Below are 18,991 nucleotides of genomic sequence, written 5' to 3' on the forward strand. Positions count from 1 at the left end.
CTGGTCCCGTGGTGTAGCGGTTAACATGCCTGCCTGTCACGCAGGAGATCGCGGGTTCGATTCCCGTCGGGACCGCCATTTTATTTTTATACTAAAATAGAATATTTGGCTCAGTAGCTCAGTCGGTAGAGCAAAGGACTGAAAATCCTTGTGTCGGCGGTTCGATTCCGTCCTGAGCCATCCTTTAATAAACGCCTTTCCTTTAGGGCGTTTTTTTGTTTTGCATTCAGATGTATTTTGAATGAAATAATGTTAATGGATTGTTAACGTTTTGTAACATACCAATTTAGACCAATTCGGCATAAACCGCTTTTAGCCTTGCTGGGCTTAGGTCCACTCCCTTTTCCGCAGTTTATTGAAACTTTCCCTTTACCATATTTATTGGTACATGTTGTCACCATTTATACAGTTCTATTACATTATGAAGTCTGTTTCTTGTTTTTTTTCTTAATATGGTAGAGTTATGAGTGATAAAAAATCATTATAGCAATCAGTCATGAGCATGTTGATATTTAAAATGGACTAATAAAACTCGAAATAAATTTGATTAGTTTCTTAATTGGTGACTGAGCCGTTAAGGAGGACAATATATGTTTAGCTCAAAAGGTAAGGGGATCATCCTGTTGATGGTTTCCGTCATTTTAGTGCTTGCAGGAAATCGGGCAACTGCTGCTGGGCTATCGGAAACTGCAACCATACAGCATGTTTATCTTAACGATGAGTTCGTCGGAAGTGTCACGGATGAAACGGAGATCGAAAAGATCGTAGCCGATAAAGTAGAAGAAGCACAGGAAGACTATCCTGACTTTACATTCGATAAGGAGACACAGCTGACTTTTGTACCTGAAGAGGTATTCGATGAAGAGGTAAAAGAGGATCAGGCTGTTAAGGGAATTCAAGATCAGTTGAATGTGAAGGCAGAGGCGTATGAAATCGACATAGATAATCAGGCGGTCGCTTATGTTGCGTCAAAGGAAGATGCCGAGGACGTTCTGGAGAAAATCACTTTATTATATGTAGATGAAGAGGAATACGCTGAATACGAATCAGGTAAAAAAGAAAGTGAAAAAGATTTGGATCCGTTAAAAGAGTCAGGAAGTAGAATTCTGGACATCGAATTTTCACTTCCAGTTACGTCTATAAAGACAATGGTATATCCAGACGAAATCAAGAGCGTCGATGAAACCCTCTCCATGATAGAAGAAGGAAAGGAAGAAACGACGATCTATGAGGCTAAGGAAGATGAAGATCTTGAAGCCATTGCCACTAGGCATGATATGGACCTGGATCAACTGCTGGAGCTGAATCCGGGACAGGATGAGAACAAAGATGTTAAAGAGGGCGAACGTCTCTATGTGACCCAGCGTACCCCCTATTTGAACGTAATGGTAGAAAGAGAAGTATTTAAGGAAGAGAGAATTCCTTTTCAAAAGAAAGTGAAGGAGGATGACGAACTCCTTAAGGGCGAGATCATTACTGAACAAATAGGGAATGAGGGGATTCTTGCGTTCACCTATAATGTATCTGAAACAAACGGAAAGAAAATCAGTGAAACTATCGTAAAAAAAGAAGTCACGGAAAAAGCCAAAACAGAAATCACCAGAAAAGGCACCAAGGTCATTCCTTCACAGGGAAGCGGTACATATTCATGGCCTGCAGATGGGGGCTATATTTCCAGTAAGCAGGGCCAGCGATGGGGGAAACTTCATAAAGGTATTGATATTGCCCGGCCAGCCACCAGGACAATAACGGCAGCAGATCATGGGATAATCGAAACTGCAGGAAACTCCGGAGGATATGGAAATAAGATAACGATCAATCATAATAATGGATATAAGACAGTGTATGCCCATTTGGATTCAATAGATGTAAAAGCAGGACAAAAGATTGAAAAAGGCATGAAAATCGGCATGATGGGTTCAACAGGGCACTCGACTGGTGTCCACCTCCATTTTGAAATATATAAAAATGGGTCTCTCGTTAATCCGCTAAACTTTATAAGTCAGTAACCGGTGGAAGTCTTCGAAAAATATTCGAAGACTTCTTCTGCTTCATACATAGATGAGAATAATAGGAAAAAGGTGATTTAATGCCTATAAAATGATAAAGTAGAATAGAGACAATTTGCTTTCATTTCCGGTGTTCAGCCCCTTTTATTGGGTATATATATGTAAGTTTGCTGAACTAGGTTGCGAAGATTGGTGCAAGCAGAAGGAAAAGTGAATAAGGTCCCGGATAAGGACACGGTTTTTAATAGATTCAGTTCAGTTATTAAAAAGGAGATAAGTACATGGATAAAAAGATTCTGGTAGTGGATGACGAAAAGCCAATTGCTGATATATTACAATTCAATCTAAAAAAAGAAGGCTATGAAGTTTTTTGTGCTTATGATGGCAATGAAGCCCTCAAAATGGTAGAGGAACGGCAACCTGATTTGATTTTACTTGATATCATGCTGCCGCAGCGCGATGGGATGGAAGTTTGCAGGGAAGTAAGGAAGAAGTATGAAACGCCGATCATCATGTTAACGGCAAAAGATTCAGAGATAGATAAGGTCTTAGGATTGGAGCTTGGTGCAGACGACTATGTGACAAAGCCATTTAGTACCCGGGAAATAATTGCCCGCGTTAAGGCGAACCTAAGACGTCAGCAAGCTGTTCCGGTTCCCGATCAAGAAAATGAACCGAAGGAAATTACGATAGGAACGCTCACAATCCATCCGGATGCCTATGTGGTTTCCAAACGGGGCGATACGATTGAATTGACGCATCGCGAATTTGAGTTGCTTCATTACTTAGCGAAGCACATCGGTCAGGTCATGACAAGGGAGCATTTATTGCAAACCGTGTGGGGCTATGATTATTTCGGGGATGTGAGGACGGTCGATGTAACGGTCAGACGTCTTCGTGAGAAGATTGAAGACAATCCAAGCCATCCTGGCTGGATTGTAACTAGAAGAGGGGTCGGTTATTACCTGCGTAACCCTGAACAGGAGTAGTTTCTATGAAAAAGGTTGGTTTTTTTCGCTCAATCCATTTTAAATTTGTTCTGATTTATGTTTTGCTCATTTTCGTAGCAATGCAAATAATCGGGGTATATTTTGTTGGGGAATTGGAAGAAAATCTTGTTGGGAACTTTACGAAATCAATAAAAGGCCACGTTAACCTGCTTACCTACAGCATTGGTGAAGAAATGGAAAAAGAGAGGGGAGAGGAAGATCCAACCCTCGAAGAAGCGATTGATACGATATTGAAAGACCGGGATAATTCATCGAATGATATTTCGGAAGTACGTGTCATCGACACCCGCAGCAGACGCGTGATCGGAACTTCAGCCCCAGGTAACCAGGATATTGTAGGGAAGAAGACAACAGAGGTCCTTATTAAGAATACGCTCATTTATGGAAAAGAAGATAATGATATATTCCGGGATAAGAAAACAGGCAGGCGGCTCTGGGTCCTTTCGACACCCGTTGAAGCAAATGAGGAGGTCATTGGCGCCGTCTATGTAATAGCTGAGATGGAAAATGTCTTTGAGCAGATGGATGAAATCAATAGCATCTTCATGACGGGTACGGCCATCGCCTTAGTCATTACGGCCATCTTGGGGATCCTGCTCGCACGAACGATCACTAGGCCAATGTCTGATATGAGAAAACAGGCACTGGTGATGGCGAAAGGGAATTTCTCCAGAAAAGTCAGGGTATATGGCGATGATGAAATTGGCCAGCTTGCCGTCACTTTCAATAATTTGACCAAAAAGCTTCAAGAGTCGCAATCAAGTACAGAAGGAGAGCGGCGTAAGCTATCATCTGTACTTGCCAATATGACGGATGGCGTAATTTCAACGGACAGGCGCGGTCGGGTGAACTTGATTAATGAACCGGCGGCACAATTATTGAATGTCTCGCGTGAAACCGTCATGAATCAACCGATCATTGAGGTTTTGGGTCTTGAAGAAGAGTATAAATTTGAGGATTTACTGGAAGAGCGAGAGTCCGTAATACTTGATTACAGCAAAAAAAACCGGCCTTTCATTTTGAGGGGGAACTTTTCGGTCATTCAAAAGGAAACGGGATTCGTTAATGGTTTGATTACTGTTTTGCATGATATAACAGAGCAGGAAAAAATCGAGAGTGAACGCAGGGAATTTGTTGCCAATGTATCACATGAATTGCGAACTCCTCTAACGACGATGAGAAGTTACCTGGAGGCATTGGCTGAAGGTGCATGGAAGGACGAGGAGATCGCTCCATCCTTTTTAAGTGTTACCCAAAATGAAACGGAGCGGATGATCAGGCTTGTTAATGATCTGTTACAGCTTTCAAAAATGGACAGTAAAGATTACAGGCTTAAAACAGGCTGGGTGAATTTCAATAAATTCTATGACCACATCATCGATCGTTTTGAAATGACGAAAAATGATGACATCACGTTTAAGCGTGATTTGCCGAAGGAAGCTTATTTTGTGGATATTGATGAAGATAAAATTACCCAGGTTCTCTATAATGTAATCTCCAACTCATTAAAGTACTCACCTGAAGGGGGTCAAGTGACTTTCCGCGTCAGGGCATCTGATGGCTTTATCATTGTGAGCATTACAGATCAAGGAGTGGGTATCCCGAAAAACGTCATTGATAAAATTTTCGACCGCTTCTACCGTGTGGATAAAGCAAGGGCCCGTAACTTAGGCGGGACAGGGCTTGGTTTAGCGATTGCAAAAGAGATGGTCGTGGCGCATGGCGGGAAAATATGGGCGGAAAGTGTGGATGGAAAAGGAACTACCGTGTTCTTTACACTTCCTTACGAACAGGAAGAAGAGGATGATTGGTCATGAATTTTGAACGTGCAAAAAGTATCATACTGATTATTTTGGTTGGGACAAGCATTTTTTTGACATGGAGCATTTGGACTTACGAGCCTGAATATGATCCATTTGAACAATCGTCGGAATTTATAAAGATTAAAAGCGATGTCCAGATTGTCAGTGATGTCATTAAACCAGTCAGTATCCTTTTCCATGGCAATGGGCAGCATTTCCAGACTTCCAATCCGGCAGAAATGAATGAAATGGAAAAAGAATTTACGCAATGGCGTTTCAGAGGCTTAAAAGAGGTATCCGTAAACAGGCTGCAAAGGAAATTTGATGATTTTGTCCATGAAGATGGGTCGATTGAAATCGAATTTTCCGATGATATACCCATCGCTCTTTATAAAACGGTATTGAATATTACGGATAAGGAAGTGCCTGAATTTTCATTTGACCGAATCATCATTAAACAAAAGGATATCAGCGGAAATGAATCTGCCGTTTATTTTGTTTCCTACGATCAAGAGAAGATTTATCAAGGCATGGTGAATTCTAAAAAACTTAGGAATTTCATGGATTCATTTTATAGGGATTCCTACGATAAGCACCCTGAATACACGGCCGAAACGATAAACAGCAAAAGGACGCTGTTCGTCCCGGAAAATCCAGTGGAGATCAACAGACTTGAGTATTATATTGACTATTTGGATATTGGAAACTTGAAAAATGCATTATTTAATTATCCGAAGTTCGTACGCCAGGAATCCGTTTCGGTCGGTGAGGAATACACGGATGGAACAAGACTAATGACGGTCAATAAAGAGAATTACTTAATTTCTTATATCAATCCGGCACAAAAGAGCAAGTTTTTCGGCAGTTCCAGTGACCTTCTGCAAAAAAGCATCGATTTCATCAATGATCATGCTGGTTGGGAAGATAACAATTACCGCTTTGCCTACATGTCTGAGAATGAACAACGAGTGGTATTCCGCTTATTCGTGAATGGTTATCCGACCTTCAATGATTACGGAATGACTGAAATCGAGCAAATTTGGGGGAAAGAAGAAATTTATAGCTATGACCGCCCGTACTTTTCACTTGACTCAGTCCTCCCGTCAGAAGGAGCCGCAGTGACCTTAGCAAGCGGAAAAGAAGTATTGAAACAGCTGAAATCGAAAGATAATATCGATTTCAAAAGCGTGGAGGACATCTCGATAGGTTATAGATTGAATAAATCCCTCGATTCCAAACTTGTGACTCTAGTTACACTAGAACCCACTTGGTATTATCGTGTAGGCGATAAATGGTTTATTGTGCCTTTTGAAGAAGGAGGCGATCAAAGTGGATTGGAATAATACAAAGTCGATATTCATCATGGTTTTCTTCATTTTGAATATTTTTCTTCTTTATCAATTCCTGGAAAAGATTAATGACTCCCAATTAGAAAGCTTTACGGAGCCTCTTACGGATGAACTTTTGAAAGAAGATGAGATTTCAATAGAAACCCCACTTCCGAAACAAAAGTTGAAGGATCAATTCCTGATAGCTCAAAGCAAGACCTTCGAGAAGAAAGATATACAGCACCTAAAGAATCAAAAAGCAAAAATCATCGATGATAAGAACCTTGTGGGTACATTTAAGATACCGGTTGGCATGAAAGCGGAAATTAATGCTGCAGACGTGGATATATTCCTGAAGGAGTATATATTAAATGGAAGTGAGTATCATTTTTGGAGCTATGATGAAATCAGCCAGACCATAATCTGCTATCAGGTGGCAGATAAAAAGATGTTTTATAATAATAGTAAGGGGAAGGTCACTTTATATCTGAACAAGAAGGGTGAAATCGTCTCCTATGAACAGATGTATTTAGAGGGGATCGAAAAATTCAACAAACCTAAAGAATTGGTATCTGCTTTAACTGCTATTGGAGAATTGTATGATAATGGCGATATCGCCCCCAAAAGCAAAGTCACGAATGTAAAATTAGGTTTTTACAATTCGCTGCAGACCACATCTGTGTCACATTTACTTGTGCCAACATGGTGGGTGGTCATTGATGACGAAACGGATCTCTTCGTGAACGCTTTTGATGGAGAGGTCATTGAATTGAATACAGAAGAAAAAATACTGGAGTGAGTATAGATGACAATGCATTTTAGTGTTCTCGCAAGCGGGAGTACAGGAAATGCCTTTTTCGTGGAAACGGAGGATCAATCATTCCTTGTCGATGCCGGCTTAAGCGGTAAAGCCCTGGAAGCGTTGTTTCAGGATATAGGCCGTGATATGTCAAAGCTATCCGGTATCCTTGTTACCCATGAACACAGCGACCATATTAAAGGTCTTGGCGTGGTTGCCAGAAAACATAAACTCCCGATATATGCGAATGCAAAAACATGGAATGCCATGGATCGATCAATCGGTGAAATTGCAACCGCACAAAAATTCACATTTGAAATGGAACAGGTCAAAACATTCGGCAGCCTTGATATAGAATCTTTTGGGGTTTCACACGATGCGGCAGAGCCGATGTTTTACGTCTTTCATCATGAAGATAAGAAACTTGTGGTCATTACCGATACAGGGTACGTAAGTGATCGGATGAAAGGAATCATTTCTAATGCCGATGCATATGTATTTGAAAGTAACCATGATGTGTCCATGCTGAGGATGGGAAAATATCCATGGAGCATCAAGCGCCGAATTTTAAGTGATGTCGGACATGTTTGTAATGAAGACGCCGCCCTAGCCATGAGTGAAGTGGCCGGTGATAAGACCAAGCGGATTTACTTGGCCCACTTAAGCCTTGATAACAATATGAAGGATCTAGCAAGAATGTCGGTGGAACAAACGTTAAAGACAAAGGGGATCATTGTCGGGGAACAGTTTTCCTTATATGATACTGACCCGAAAAGACCAACGGAACTTGTTACATTATAAAATATAAGGAATGGATGAGGGATACCTTGTTCATTCCTTTTTATTTTTAATAATTTCGAATCGTAAGTTACGAATCGGATTAAAAGGGGTATCGTTTGGTTAGAACTGTATAGGTAAAAGGTGAATGGCTGTATATTAGTCAATTTTAAGTTTCCCTTAAATAAAAGCATGCATTTTTTTAGAAAAATTTCGGTAATTGAGTATAATTGAGGGAGGATACCAAACAATAGAATTGCTATAATTCATTCCTAAAATGAGAGGATGGGGCGGTCTTGGGTTATTATGATCAGAATGATGAGAACCAAAATAAACGGAAAAAGAGCCATACGAGCTATTTTCTAGCAGGCTTGGGGGGCGCCATTATCGGGGCCTTACTTATTTTATTAGCCTTTCCGGGAAGTGGACTGTTAAATAACGATGATAACGAAATTACAACGGAAAAATCAACGGGAAGTGAGTCCACGGAGCAGGCTCAGCAAAACCTTACTGTTGATGTAACAAGTGCCGTCACCAATGCCGTTGATAAAGCCAGCGACGCAGTGGTCGGCATCACTAACATTCAGGAAACGAACTTCTGGGGTCAAGGGAGCAACGCCGAGGACAGTTCGGCAGAAGCCGGCACAGGTTCGGGAGTCGTCTACAAAAAAGATGGCGGCAAGGCCTATATCGTCACGAATAATCACGTCATTGAAGGCGCTAATGAACTGGAAGTGACATTAAGTGATGGCACTAAATTGCCAGCTGAATTACAAGGCAGTGACCCATGGACAGATTTAGCCGTCATTGTCGTGAATGGTGATAAAATCAAAACCATTGCAGAATTCGGAAAATCCGGCAAATTGAAACCTGGTGAGCCCGTAATTGCCATTGGTAACCCATTAGGCCTACAATTCTCTGGATCGATCACACAAGGGATCATCTCCGGTTTGGAGCGCACGATAGAGGTGGATATCAATGAGGACGGCCAAGTGGATTGGAATGCGGAGGTCATTCAGACCGATGCAGCGATTAATCCAGGTAACAGCGGGGGGGCACTCGTTAATATGTCAGGGCAGGTCATCGGAATAAATTCGATGAAGATTGCAGAAAATGCAGTGGAAGGAATCGGTCTTTCCATCCCAATCGATTCAGTTATCCCGATTATTAATGATATAGAGGAATTTGGTGAAGTGAAACGTGCTTTCTTGGGTGTGAACTTGGCATCTGTAGAAGAAATTTCCCAATACCATCAACAAAATACTTTAAAGCTGCCAAGGAAAGTTACATTTGGCGTTGCGATAACAGGCGTTCAAAGCAACTCACCAGCATCCAAAGCAGGATTGAAGGAATTTGACGTCGTAGTTGGAATGGATAATGAAAAAATCCATGATGTCGTGGAATTAAGAAAATACCTTTACAATGAAAAACAAGTCGGTGATAAAGTTAAAATCACTTATTACCGTGACGGAAAGAAAGAGACTACGGAAGTCACGCTTTCAAGCAGCGAAATTTAAAGCATAAAAGGACAGGGGGCAGAAAATGCCTGCTGTCCTTTCTATTTCCTTGCGCTTTTCTTATTTTTTGTTACGATTACCTGTGGATATATCCTGAAATTAAGAATCTCAAGTAACTTGTGGATAATTGGGAATGGAAGTACTGGGAATAATGAAGAGGAAAGGAGACATGAAAGATGAAATTATATTGCTGTCAGGAACACGTTGACATGGCGCTGGATGAAGTGGTATACGAATGTGAAACCTATCCTGTTTTAACGCTGGTTTCCGAAGAAAATCAGTTATCAACAACCTGTGAATATTGTCGAAACGTGGCAATATATCTAGTAGGGAACTAATATTCCCATACAAGATGTGGATAGATTTTGTGGATATGTGGATAACTTTTGTGGATAACATGTTTGTAACCTGTTCTTAACATTTTCCGAAGAATAAACTGGAGGGTTGAATTGTTTAAATCAAGCTTTTGGTTGTACGAATAATTAACCATAAATTCAAACTAAGTCCAGCCCAATTTCTTCAATATACATTAAAAAATAATGAAAGTTACCGTTGCCGCTTTCAGGGGCAGCGGTTTTTATTTTTAAAAAATTGGAAAGGATATGCTTGTTTTGCTTATAGGTCACTGTAAGGTATGATAATAGGTAGGCAAATCCAACAATTGATAGTAAAAACATTAATGAAAGCTAGAGGATATATATGAAAATAACGATTATTACTGTTGGCAAGCTAAAGGAAAAATACTTAAAGCAAGGAATTGCTGAATATACAAAAAGGTTAAGCGCCTATGCTAATATAGAACTTGTCGAAGTACCGGATGAAAAAGCTCCGGAGAACCTGAGTGCAGCGGACATGGACATTGTAAAGCAAAAGGAGGGTGAACGAATCCTGGCGAAAGTCAGCCCGGACACCTACGTAATAACGCTTGAGATCAGTGGAAAACAGCTTACTTCAGAACAGCTGGCCACTCATATGGATCAGCTTGCCACCTATGGAAAGAGCAAAATTGCTTTTATCATTGGCGGGTCGCTTGGGCTTGGCACCGAGGTGTTATCAAGAAGTGATTATGCCCTTTCCTTCTCGAAAATGACCTTTCCTCATCAATTAATGAAACTGGTTCTAGTGGAGCAGATATATCGGGCTTTTCGGATAAATAGAAATGAACCGTATCATAAATAAGAACTGATTCCGGGGGAATTCCCCGTAAGGTTAAAGAGTTAACATTTTAAATTTTAATGTAATGAAAAGAGGGTAACGAATGAATAAAGAGTCCATTTATGGTTTAACATTCGAACAATTGACAGCATGGCTTTTGGACCATGGCCATAAAAAATTCAGAGCTTCCCAAGTCTGGGAGTGGCTTTATAGAACACGTGTGACGAATTTCTCTGAGATGACGGATGTTAATAAAGACTGCATAAAATTACTTGAAGAGCACTTTGTCATCCAGACTTTGACTGAGCACGTTAAGCAAGAATCAGCAGATGGTACGATCAAGTTTCTGTTTAAATTACAGGATGGAAACCTTATCGAAACGGTTATGATGAGACATAAATACGGAATTTCAGTTTGTGTCACCACCCAAGTGGGCTGCAATATTGGCTGCAGTTTCTGTGCCAGTGGATTATTGGCCAAAAGCCGTGATTTATCCAGCGGGGAAATAGTGGAACAAATCATGAACGTTCAACTGCATCTGGATAAATTGGAACAAGGGGATGTTGTAAGCCATGTTGTTGTAATGGGTATTGGCGAACCGTTCGATAACTTTGAAAATATGATAGACTTTTTGAAGGTGCTCATGGACCATAAGGGTCTTGCCATCGCGGCTAGGCGCATTACTGTTTCGACGAGCGGTCTTGCCAATAAGATTTATGAATTCACCGATACCCAATTACAGGTGAATCTGGCCATCTCATTGCATGCGCCGAACAATGAACTCAGGACACGAATCATGAAAATAAATCGAGGTATTCCGATAGAAAAGTTGATGAAATCTCTTGATTATTATTTAGAGAAAACGAATAGGAGAATTACGATTGAATATATCCTATTGAAAGATGTCAATGACCACCAAGAAGAAGCCGAGCAACTCGCCAATCTACTTGAGGACAAAAAACATCGCCTCTATGTCAATCTGATACCATATAATCCTGTAGATGAGCATAGTCAATACCAAAGAAGTGAAAAAGAGTCCGTTCTCTCGTTTTATGATACGCTGAAAAAGAGAGGCGTAAATTGTAAAATTCGCCAAGAACATGGAACGGATATTGATGCGGCTTGCGGTCAGCTTAGAAGCAAACAAATCAAGAAGGCTGAAGCTAAGTAAATCCATTAAGATAAAACAAAAAGAGGCCGCATATTTGCGGCCTCTTTTGGCGTGATTTCATTATTTGGCTATTTCCTTTACCGAGGCGACTTCATACGTTGTAAGCTCGCTGCCTAGAATTGGAGATTCTTTTTTTGCATCACCGGAACCAGGTTCAGGCCGTTTATGTGCAGCTTTGAATGCATCGCTATTTCTCCAAGCAGTAAAGTTATCAAGGTTTTCCCAATACATATTAACGCTCAGTTCATCGTAATCCGACAAATTCTGCGTTAATAAAACTTCAACTTTTACGAAGCCTTCCATAGTATCAAGTGGACCTGGTGCAGTAAATCCTGGGGCCATGACTGCGCCCATCCCTTTTTTGACTCTGATTCTATTCGTTACGATTATCATAAATCAGCTCTCCTTTTGGACTTCGGTTAGAATCTACACCCTATTTTCCGCAATTTCATACATATTTTAGCATATTGAAAGAAGCAGGGTCCATTTTGATTAACTCGGATCATGAGATCCTGATGACCCTTGTTTTAATGAAGACGGACGCTACATTATATTGAAATAAGGTAATTGGATTTGGATATTACAAGGTTTATCGATGCATATCGCGTATAATAGAACTCTGTATAAGGAAATTACGATTATGGAAACAATAAGGCAACATACTAAACAACAAAAGAGGCTGTTATATGAATGAATTGAGTTTTACTGATTATACATTAAGCGATGAAATTGTAAGGGCATTAGAAAGCTTGGGATATCAACATCCAACCGAGGTGCAGCGTGAAGTGATTCCAGTGGCGCTGAAAAGGCGTGATCTTGTCGTTAAATCACAAACGGGAAGCGGCAAGACCGCTTCATTCGGCATACCGATATGCGAAATGGTCGATTGGGAGGAGAATAAGCCTCAGGCGCTTATTTTAACACCGACACGTGAGCTTGCCGTGCAGGTTAAAGAGGATATTACGAATATTGGCAGATTTAAGAGGATAAAGGCTACTGCGGTTTATGGAAAACATCCATTCGCACTCCAAAAAGCGGAATTGAAACAAAAAAGCCATGTAGTCGTTGGAACCCCGGGGCGTGTTCTGGATCATATCGAAAAAGGGACATTCGCCTTGGAACGCTTAACTCATTTAGTTATTGATGAAGCGGATGAAATGCTGAATATGGGCTTCATTGAACAAGTGGAAGCCATTATTAAAGAGCTTCCGAAAGATAGAGTAACCATGCTGTTCTCTGCTACGTTACCTGAGAGTATAAAAAAGCTATGCAAGCAATATATGAAAGATCCTTTGGATATTGAAATCAAAGCAAAGGGATTAACGACGGAGAAAATTGAACATGCTCTTATTGAAGTGAAGGAAGATGATAAGTTTTCCCTGCTTAGGGACGTCACCATCACGGAAAACCCCGATAGCTGCATCATTTTCTGCCGGACAAAAGACAGGGTGGACCAAATATGTGAACAGCTGCTGGAGCTGGAATATCCGTGTGATATGATTCACGGCGGCATGCTTCAGGAAGATCGCCTTGCAGTGATGAATGAATTCAGAAGAGGTGAATTCCGCTATTTGGTTGCAACAGATGTTGCTGCACGTGGAATTGACATCGACAATATAACCCATGTGATTAACTATGACCTGCCATTGGAAAAGGAAAGTTACGTACATCGGACTGGAAGAACGGGCCGTGCCGGCAAAAAAGGAAAGGCCATTACTTTTGTGACGCCGTATGAAGATAAATTCCTTGCTGAAATCCAAGGATATATCGGTTTTGAAATCCCTAAGATGGCTGTTCCTTCAAAAGAGGAAGTCTCCAATAAAAAAATGGAATTCGAAGCGAAACTGGAAGCTCGTCCAAAGATCAAAAAAGATAAAAGCGAACAATTGAATAAACAAATCATGAAGCTGTATTTTAATGGCGGCAAGAAAAAGAAACTCAGGGCTGTGGATTTTGTCGGAACCATCGCTAAGATTGATGGAGTGAATGCAGAGGACATCGGGATCATTACGATTCAGGACAATGTTTCTTATGTGGAAATATTGAATGAAAAGGGACCGCTTGTCTTGAAAGTAATGAAAAATACGAAAGTAAAAGGCAAACTTCTGAAGGTTTCAGAGGCCTTTAAGAACTAAAGGGTGTTGGAATGTAAGAAGCGGGAAGACCGAAAGTCGGTCTTCCCGCTTCTTTTTATTCAAAACTGGGGACAGGAAGAATTCGACCTACCTCCAGAATAATCCGACCCACGCCAAAATGATCCGTCCAGGAATAATAACCTTTGTTTAATGAGGTCGTTAAGATTCTTTTTCTGAATTCTGTTTATCCATCAAAACAGAGTGGTATATGAGGAAGGATAATGCAGTTATTATGAATCAATAAATACATACAACACGATTTAATCTGAATTCATAGACATGGAGGGATTGAGTGGGATGACGAAAGCAAATGAAAGCGGAAGAATCGATGAGCAAAGTAAGCAGCGGCAGTTGGATCAATATCGAGTGGACGATAATGGTGAAAAGATGACGACTAACCAAGGTTTGCGTGTTTCTGAGGATGAGCATTCTTTGAAAGCGGGAACCCGTGGTCCAACTTTGATGGAGGATTTTCATTTTCGTGAAAAAATGACTCATTTTGACCATGAGCGTATTCCTGAGCGGATTGTCCATGCGCGGGGATCTGGTGCACATGGATATTTCCAGGTATATGAACCGATGACCGAATATACAAAAGCCAAGTTTCTTCAAGACCCTTCAGTCAAGACACCAGTATTCGTTCGTTACTCCACTGTGGCAGGTTCCCGAGGTTCGGCAGACTCGGTCCGTGATGTAAGGGGATTCTCCACAAAGTTTTATACGGAGGAAGGAAACTATGATTTGGTCGGAAATAATATTCCGGTATTTTTTATCCAGGATGCCATTAAGTTCCCGGATTTAATTCATGCGGTTAAACCGGAGCCTCATAATGAAATACCTCAGGCCGCGTCTGCCCATGATACTTTTTGGGATTTCGTAGCCAACAATGAAGAAACGGCACATATGGTCATGTGGCATCTATCTGATAGGGCCATACCGAGAAGTTTCCGGATGATGGAAGGGTTTGGTGTCCACACATTCCGTTTTGTAAATGAGCAGGGCGTGGCCCATTTCGTTAAATTCCATTGGAAGCCTGTACTGGGAGTTAAATCCCTTGTCTGGGATGAGGCACAGAAAATTGCAGGGAAGAATCCTGATTTTCACCGCCAAGATTTGTGGGAAGCGATAGATACCGGAAATTATCCTGAATTTGAATTTGGCGTTCAAATGATTAAGGAAGAAGATGAATTCAAATTCGACTTTGATATCCTTGATCCTACTAAACTATGGCCGGAAGAACAAATCCCAGTTAAAATAATCGGAAAAATGGTTTTGAACCAAAATACGGATAACTTTTTTGCAGAGACGGAACAGATAGCTTTCCATCCGGGGCATGTTGTGCCTGGTATTGACTTTTCAAATGATCCGCTGCTTCAGGGACGTTTATTCTCATACACCGATACCCAGCTATCCCGATTGGGAGGACCGAACTTCCATGAGCTTCCGATTAATAGGTCGGTTGCCCCCGTCCATAATAATCAGCGCGATGGCATGCACAGAATGTCAATAAATCCAGGGCCGGTCAGCTACCACAAAAATTCCCTTGCAGGCAACTCTCCTGAACCTGCTTCGGAAGAGGAAGGCGGCTATGCACATTACCAGGAAAAAGTCGATGGCAGAAAGGTCCGGCAGCGCAGTGAAAGCTTCAAGGATCATTACAGCCAGGCTAAACTATTTTGGAATAGCATGACGGAAGTGGAGAAGGAGCATATTATACAGGCTTTCCACTTTGAAGTGGGAAAAGTGAAAAATAAGGACGTTCAGCAGCAAATTGTCGAGATGTTCAGCAATGTAGATGTCGAACTGGCCAAAACGATCGCTATTGGAGTGGGCGTGAAGCCTCCATCCAACAAAAGTGAGGTCAAAATGGACTTGGCTTCTCCAGCTTTAAGCCAGGAGCAAATGAAAGTGAACACGGCCGCAACAAGAAAAGTGGCAATCCTGGCCGCAGATGGTTTCAACGGGCCGGAGGTTGATCAAGTCTTGGAATCATTTAAATCTGCAGGTATAACGGCTGAAATCATCAGCATGAATCGTGGGTTGATTACAAGTTCTGAAGGACAGCAGGTCGAGGTGAATCAGACATTCCTGACAGCCGATTCGGTACTTTTCGATGCTGTATATGTGGCAGGAGGCCAGGATAGTGTCGATGCCTTAAAGGCGTCCAAGGAACCCATTTACTTTGTTGATGAAGCCTACAATCATTTCAAAGCGATTGGAGCGGGAAAAGAAGGAGCCGAGATCTTATCGAAGGCAGGCATCGTTTCCAATGATCCAGCCGGAGGCATTGTAGCTATTACGGATAAAAATAGTGGTTATGCCTTTATCGAGGCAATTGCCAAGCACCGTCACTGGACACGCGCTTAATATTGAATCAAAACCCCCAGACTTGGAGTCTGGGGGTTTTTCAATAAACAGGTATCATGCTACTTTGCCTTTTCTTCAAAAAGCGATGCAATGCCAACGATAACCTTAGTGGCCAGTAGCATATTATCGACGGAAATAAATTCATATTTGCCATGAAAGTTCTCCCCACCCGTAAAGATGTTGGGTGTTGGCAGTCCCATATAAGATAATTGAGAACCGTCCGTACCACCGCGTATTGGTGAGATTTTCGGTTTTATATCGAGTTTTTCCATTGCTTCATGGGCAATATCCACGATTTCCTTAACGGGCTCAATTTTTTCCTTCATGTTGAAGTATTGGTCGTGTAATTCAAGCTGGATCCGGTTTTGCCCATATTTTTCTTTTAAATCCTCGCTTACTTTTGTTATATATTCCTTGCGGTCATTAAATTTTTGGCGGTCGAAATCCCTGATGATGTAAGAAAGCTTGGTCTCTTCCACATCACCGTGAAATGAAAGCAGATGATAAAATCCTTCGTAACCCTCCGTATATTCCGGTGCTTCCGCCACTGGGAGCCTATTATGGAATTCCATTGCGATTTTGGCTGAATTGACCATTTTTCCTTTAGCCGTACCAGGGTGAATATTCGTCCCTTTGATCAGGATTTTGGCCGATGCTGCATTGAAGCTTTCATATTCAAGTTCTCCAAGTGGGCCGCCGTCCACGGTGTAGGCAAATTGGGCACCAAAAGCATCTACATCAAACTTATGGGGCCCCCTTCCGATTTCCTCATCGGGAGTAAAAGCAACACGGATTTTTCCATGCTTGATTTCCGGATGCTGAATCAAGTAATCCATGGCAGTCATGATTTCGGCAATTCCAGCCTTATTATCTGCTCCCAACAGGGTTGTCCCATCCGTCGTAATCAAGGTATGCCCTTTATAGTTCTTAAGCGAAGGAAAATCATCAGGTGAAAGAATGACATCCAATTTTTCATGTAAAGTAAGATCTTTGCCATCATAGTTGTCAACGATTTGCGGTTTTACTTCTTTTCCAGTGAAATCCGTAGCTGTATCGACATGGGCCAAGAAACCGATTGTCGGGACATCCTTATTTGAATTGGCTGGCAAGGTTGCCATGACATAGCCGTTCCCATCAATTGTCACATCCTTCATCCCAATGGATTGAAGTTCCTTGACCAATGCATTTGCCAAGGTTAGCTGTCCGGGTGTAGAAGGGCATGAGGGATTTTCCTCATTCGATTGGGTATCCACTTTCACATAAGAAGTGAATCTTTCAATGATTTCATTTTTCACTTTTCCTTCAACTCCTTTTTCCCTTATCTTACCATGATTGACCGGAATGGAAAAATTATCTTTTTCCAAACCTTCTTGGGTGGTGTAATCAGCAAAGAACAGCATATCTGCAAAAGACATGCCGTTCCTTGCTATCTCTTTTTAGAGTGGATTATTCAAGGCCCATACAGATACGCTTTTTCCATGAACGGGGAATGTCGCGAACCCATCTTCTTCAATGGTGATGTGGTCATCTCTATGATAGGTTAAATCACTCCAGATTTCACCAGCCCGATGTTCACCGACGAACATCCTTTTTTCACTGTTGTGATCTCCATTAGAGATAATGACCGCACACCCCGAGCCTTCTAGCTCTTCAACTCCGTGCCGGACCCAGCCTATCGTATTTGGATCATCAAAGTAATCGGTTTGTTCTCCGTAAGCTTTTTCATACCTAGCGAATAATAGGCGATCCAGGATATCCTTTTTCCCAGGCACCGGAGAAGGTCCGCCGATTCCATAATAGTCTCCGTAAAAGACACACGGATAACCGCAAAGTCTAAGCAAGGTAAGTGCATATGCCGATGGCTTGAACCAGTCCTTTACCCAAGACTCCAGGGATTCATGAGGCTGGGAGTCATGGTTATCGACAAAAGTGACAGCCTCTGCTGGATTGGTTTGGACGAGGGTATCATCAAAGATGGTTGAGAGGTCGAAGTCTGTTCCTGCGTTTGAGGCCTCATGAAATTTATAATGCAGGGAAACATCGAACAAGTTGAGGTCATGATTGGTTTGCTCTAAGTAAGTTTGACAGGCTTTAACATCCGCCTTCCAAAATTCGCCGACCATGAAAAAATGTTCCTTTGTATAAGGAATGAGTTCTTGGAGAAATTCGTTGATGAATTCATAATCGATATGTTTAACGGCGTCCAAACGAAAACCATCACACTTTAACGTATCAACCATCCATTTTCCCCAGCTAATCATTTCCTTACGAACTTCCGGCAGGCTGTAATCGATGTTGGCAAACATTAAATAATCGTAGTTTCCGAATTCATCGATGACATGCTTATTCCAGTGCTTATTTTCGCCTGTGATGCGAAATACACCCATTTTGTCGTTTTCGGCATCATAGTCTGTACCATTGAAATGAGTATGGTTCCACTTAAAGTCAGAGTATTTATTTTTACGTCCCGGAAAATCGAATTTGGTCCAGCCTTCCATTTCGAATGGTTCTGAAATATCTTCCATACGGTTGTCTGGATTGACTTCAATCACCTCAAATTTTTCGGTTCCGTCAGCTCCTGCCTTATGGTTCATGACTAAATCGATATAAACGCAAAGTCCGTAGTTATGACAGGTGGCTATTGCTTGCAGCAATTCATCTTTGGTTCCGTATTTGGTACGAACGGTTCCTTTTTGGTCAAATTCCCCCAAATCGTAACCGTCATATATTCCATATCCATTATCCCCAACGGATTGCCCTTTGGTGACTGGCGGAAGCCAAACGCAGTCAATTCCTATATCCTTCAACTTTGAGGCTGAATATTTCAATCTTTCCCAATGAGAACCATCTGCCTCAAGATGCCACTCAAAAAATTGCATCATCGTATGATTTCTTTTCATCCGTTCCCCCCCTGACACCGA

Annotated in this window: 15 protein-coding genes and 2 tRNA genes; 14 read left to right on the forward strand and 3 right to left on the reverse strand. The window is 41.5% G+C overall.

Annotated features, from left to right (window positions below; genetic code table 11):
- Positions 1 to 2 precede the first annotated feature (2 nt).
- From ACIROD_RS18895 to rlmN, 12 genes are all read left to right on the forward strand, one after another.
- Positions 3 to 78: transfer RNA gene (locus ACIROD_RS18895), tRNA-Asp, on the forward strand.
- Positions 79 to 107: 29 nt separating this feature from the next.
- Positions 108 to 180 (forward strand) — tRNA-Phe (locus tag ACIROD_RS18900).
- A gap of 410 nt (positions 181 to 590) precedes the next feature.
- Entirely contained in the window at positions 591 to 2,009 is a 1,419-nt protein-coding gene (locus tag ACIROD_RS18905; RefSeq protein WP_402943067.1) for a peptidoglycan DD-metalloendopeptidase family protein, read from the forward strand.
- Positions 2,010 to 2,290: 281 nt separating this feature from the next.
- Positions 2,291 to 2,998: a response regulator YycF gene (yycF, locus tag ACIROD_RS18910; protein ID WP_034316131.1), complete on the forward strand. Its 708-nt coding sequence runs from the start codon at positions 2,291 to 2,293 to the stop codon at positions 2,996 to 2,998.
- Positions 2,999 to 3,003: 5 nt separating this feature from the next.
- Positions 3,004 to 4,836 carry a cell wall metabolism sensor histidine kinase WalK gene (walK, locus tag ACIROD_RS18915; RefSeq protein ID WP_402943070.1) on the forward strand — a complete coding sequence of 611 codons (1,833 nt, stop codon included), beginning with the start codon at positions 3,004 to 3,006 and terminating at the stop codon, positions 4,834 to 4,836.
- Entirely contained in the window at positions 4,833 to 6,164 is a 1,332-nt protein-coding gene (locus ACIROD_RS18920; protein WP_402943072.1) for a YycH family regulatory protein, read from the forward strand. The genes walK and ACIROD_RS18920 overlap by 4 nt, the downstream gene beginning before the upstream one ends.
- The gene (locus ACIROD_RS18925) at positions 6,151 to 6,948 is read left to right on the forward strand and encodes a two-component system regulatory protein YycI (protein WP_101223965.1); all 798 of its coding nucleotides are present in this window, start codon (positions 6,151 to 6,153) and stop codon (positions 6,946 to 6,948) included. Before ACIROD_RS18920 ends, ACIROD_RS18925 begins: the two co-directional genes overlap by 14 nt.
- A gap of 6 nt (positions 6,949 to 6,954) precedes the next feature.
- Entirely contained in the window at positions 6,955 to 7,749 is a 795-nt protein-coding gene (locus ACIROD_RS18930) for an MBL fold metallo-hydrolase (protein WP_402943075.1), read from the forward strand.
- A 272-nt stretch (positions 7,750 to 8,021) separates the two neighbouring features.
- Positions 8,022 to 9,242 (forward strand): S1C family serine protease, encoded by a 1,221-nt coding sequence (locus ACIROD_RS18935; protein WP_230176031.1) that lies wholly within the window; start codon positions 8,022 to 8,024, stop codon positions 9,240 to 9,242.
- A 176-nt stretch (positions 9,243 to 9,418) separates the two neighbouring features.
- Positions 9,419 to 9,580: a CxxH/CxxC protein gene (locus tag ACIROD_RS18940; RefSeq protein ID WP_101223962.1), complete on the forward strand. Its 162-nt coding sequence runs from the start codon at positions 9,419 to 9,421 to the stop codon at positions 9,578 to 9,580.
- Between the two features lie 361 nt (positions 9,581 to 9,941).
- Positions 9,942 to 10,421, forward strand: coding sequence for a 23S rRNA (pseudouridine(1915)-N(3))-methyltransferase RlmH (rlmH, locus tag ACIROD_RS18945; protein ID WP_101223961.1), 480 nt, complete (start codon positions 9,942 to 9,944; stop codon positions 10,419 to 10,421).
- A gap of 79 nt (positions 10,422 to 10,500) precedes the next feature.
- The gene (rlmN, locus tag ACIROD_RS18950) at positions 10,501 to 11,568 is read left to right on the forward strand and encodes a dual-specificity RNA methyltransferase RlmN (RefSeq protein ID WP_101223960.1); all 1,068 of its coding nucleotides are present in this window, start codon (positions 10,501 to 10,503) and stop codon (positions 11,566 to 11,568) included.
- Between the two features lie 60 nt (positions 11,569 to 11,628).
- Here rlmN and ACIROD_RS18955 read toward each other — a convergent pair whose 3' ends face one another.
- Positions 11,629 to 11,961, reverse strand: coding sequence for a heme oxygenase (locus tag ACIROD_RS18955; protein ID WP_230176032.1), 333 nt, complete (start codon positions 11,959 to 11,961; stop codon positions 11,629 to 11,631).
- 293 nt (positions 11,962 to 12,254) lie between these two features.
- On the opposite strand from ACIROD_RS18955, the gene ACIROD_RS18960 reads away from it, so the two are divergent.
- Positions 12,255 to 13,703 carry a DEAD/DEAH box helicase gene (locus tag ACIROD_RS18960; RefSeq protein WP_402943082.1) on the forward strand — a complete coding sequence of 483 codons (1,449 nt, stop codon included), beginning with the start codon at positions 12,255 to 12,257 and terminating at the stop codon, positions 13,701 to 13,703.
- A gap of 297 nt (positions 13,704 to 14,000) precedes the next feature.
- Complete coding sequence (locus ACIROD_RS18965) at positions 14,001 to 16,070, forward strand: catalase (protein WP_402943085.1); 2,070 nt, start codon at positions 14,001 to 14,003, stop codon at positions 16,068 to 16,070.
- Between the two features lie 59 nt (positions 16,071 to 16,129).
- Here the strand turns inward: ACIROD_RS18965 and pepT are convergent, their stop codons facing one another.
- Positions 16,130 to 17,365 (reverse strand): peptidase T, encoded by a 1,236-nt coding sequence (gene pepT, locus ACIROD_RS18970; RefSeq protein ID WP_402944019.1) that lies wholly within the window; start codon positions 17,363 to 17,365, stop codon positions 16,130 to 16,132.
- Positions 17,366 to 17,506: 141 nt separating this feature from the next.
- On the reverse strand, positions 17,507 to 18,970 hold the full coding sequence (locus tag ACIROD_RS18975; RefSeq protein WP_101223956.1) for an alpha-amylase: 1,464 nt from the start codon (positions 18,968 to 18,970) through the stop codon (positions 17,507 to 17,509).
- Between the last annotated feature and the right edge of the window lie 21 nt (positions 18,971 to 18,991).

The sequence above is a fragment of the Peribacillus sp. NPDC101481 genome (assembly GCF_044767165.1).
Taxonomy (GTDB): Bacteria; Bacillota; Bacilli; order Bacillales; family DSM-1321; genus Peribacillus.

Excerpts from the sequence above, each read along its gene's own strand:
- ACIROD_RS18905 (WP_402943067.1), top strand. The coding sequence starts at position 591 with ATGTTTAGCTCAAAAGGTAAGGGGATCATCCTGTTGATGGTTTCCGTC.
- yycF (WP_034316131.1), top strand. The coding sequence starts at position 2,291 with ATGGATAAAAAGATTCTGGTAGTGGATGACGAAAAGCCAATTGCTGAT.
- walK (WP_402943070.1), top strand. The coding sequence starts at position 3,004 with ATGAAAAAGGTTGGTTTTTTTCGCTCAATCCATTTTAAATTTGTTCTG.
- ACIROD_RS18920 (WP_402943072.1), top strand. The coding sequence starts at position 4,833 with ATGAATTTTGAACGTGCAAAAAGTATCATACTGATTATTTTGGTTGGG.
- ACIROD_RS18930 (WP_402943075.1), top strand. The coding sequence starts at position 6,955 with ATGACAATGCATTTTAGTGTTCTCGCAAGCGGGAGTACAGGAAATGCC.
- ACIROD_RS18940 (WP_101223962.1), top strand. The coding sequence starts at position 9,419 with ATGAAATTATATTGCTGTCAGGAACACGTTGACATGGCGCTGGATGAA.
- rlmH (WP_101223961.1), top strand. The coding sequence starts at position 9,942 with ATGAAAATAACGATTATTACTGTTGGCAAGCTAAAGGAAAAATACTTA.
- rlmN (WP_101223960.1), top strand. The coding sequence starts at position 10,501 with ATGAATAAAGAGTCCATTTATGGTTTAACATTCGAACAATTGACAGCA.
- ACIROD_RS18955 (WP_230176032.1), bottom strand. The coding sequence starts at position 11,961 with ATGATAATCGTAACGAATAGAATCAGAGTCAAAAAAGGGATGGGCGCA.
- ACIROD_RS18960 (WP_402943082.1), top strand. The coding sequence starts at position 12,255 with ATGAATGAATTGAGTTTTACTGATTATACATTAAGCGATGAAATTGTA.
- ACIROD_RS18965 (WP_402943085.1), top strand. The coding sequence starts at position 14,001 with ATGACGAAAGCAAATGAAAGCGGAAGAATCGATGAGCAAAGTAAGCAG.
- ACIROD_RS18975 (WP_101223956.1), bottom strand. The coding sequence starts at position 18,970 with ATGAAAAGAAATCATACGATGATGCAATTTTTTGAGTGGCATCTTGAG.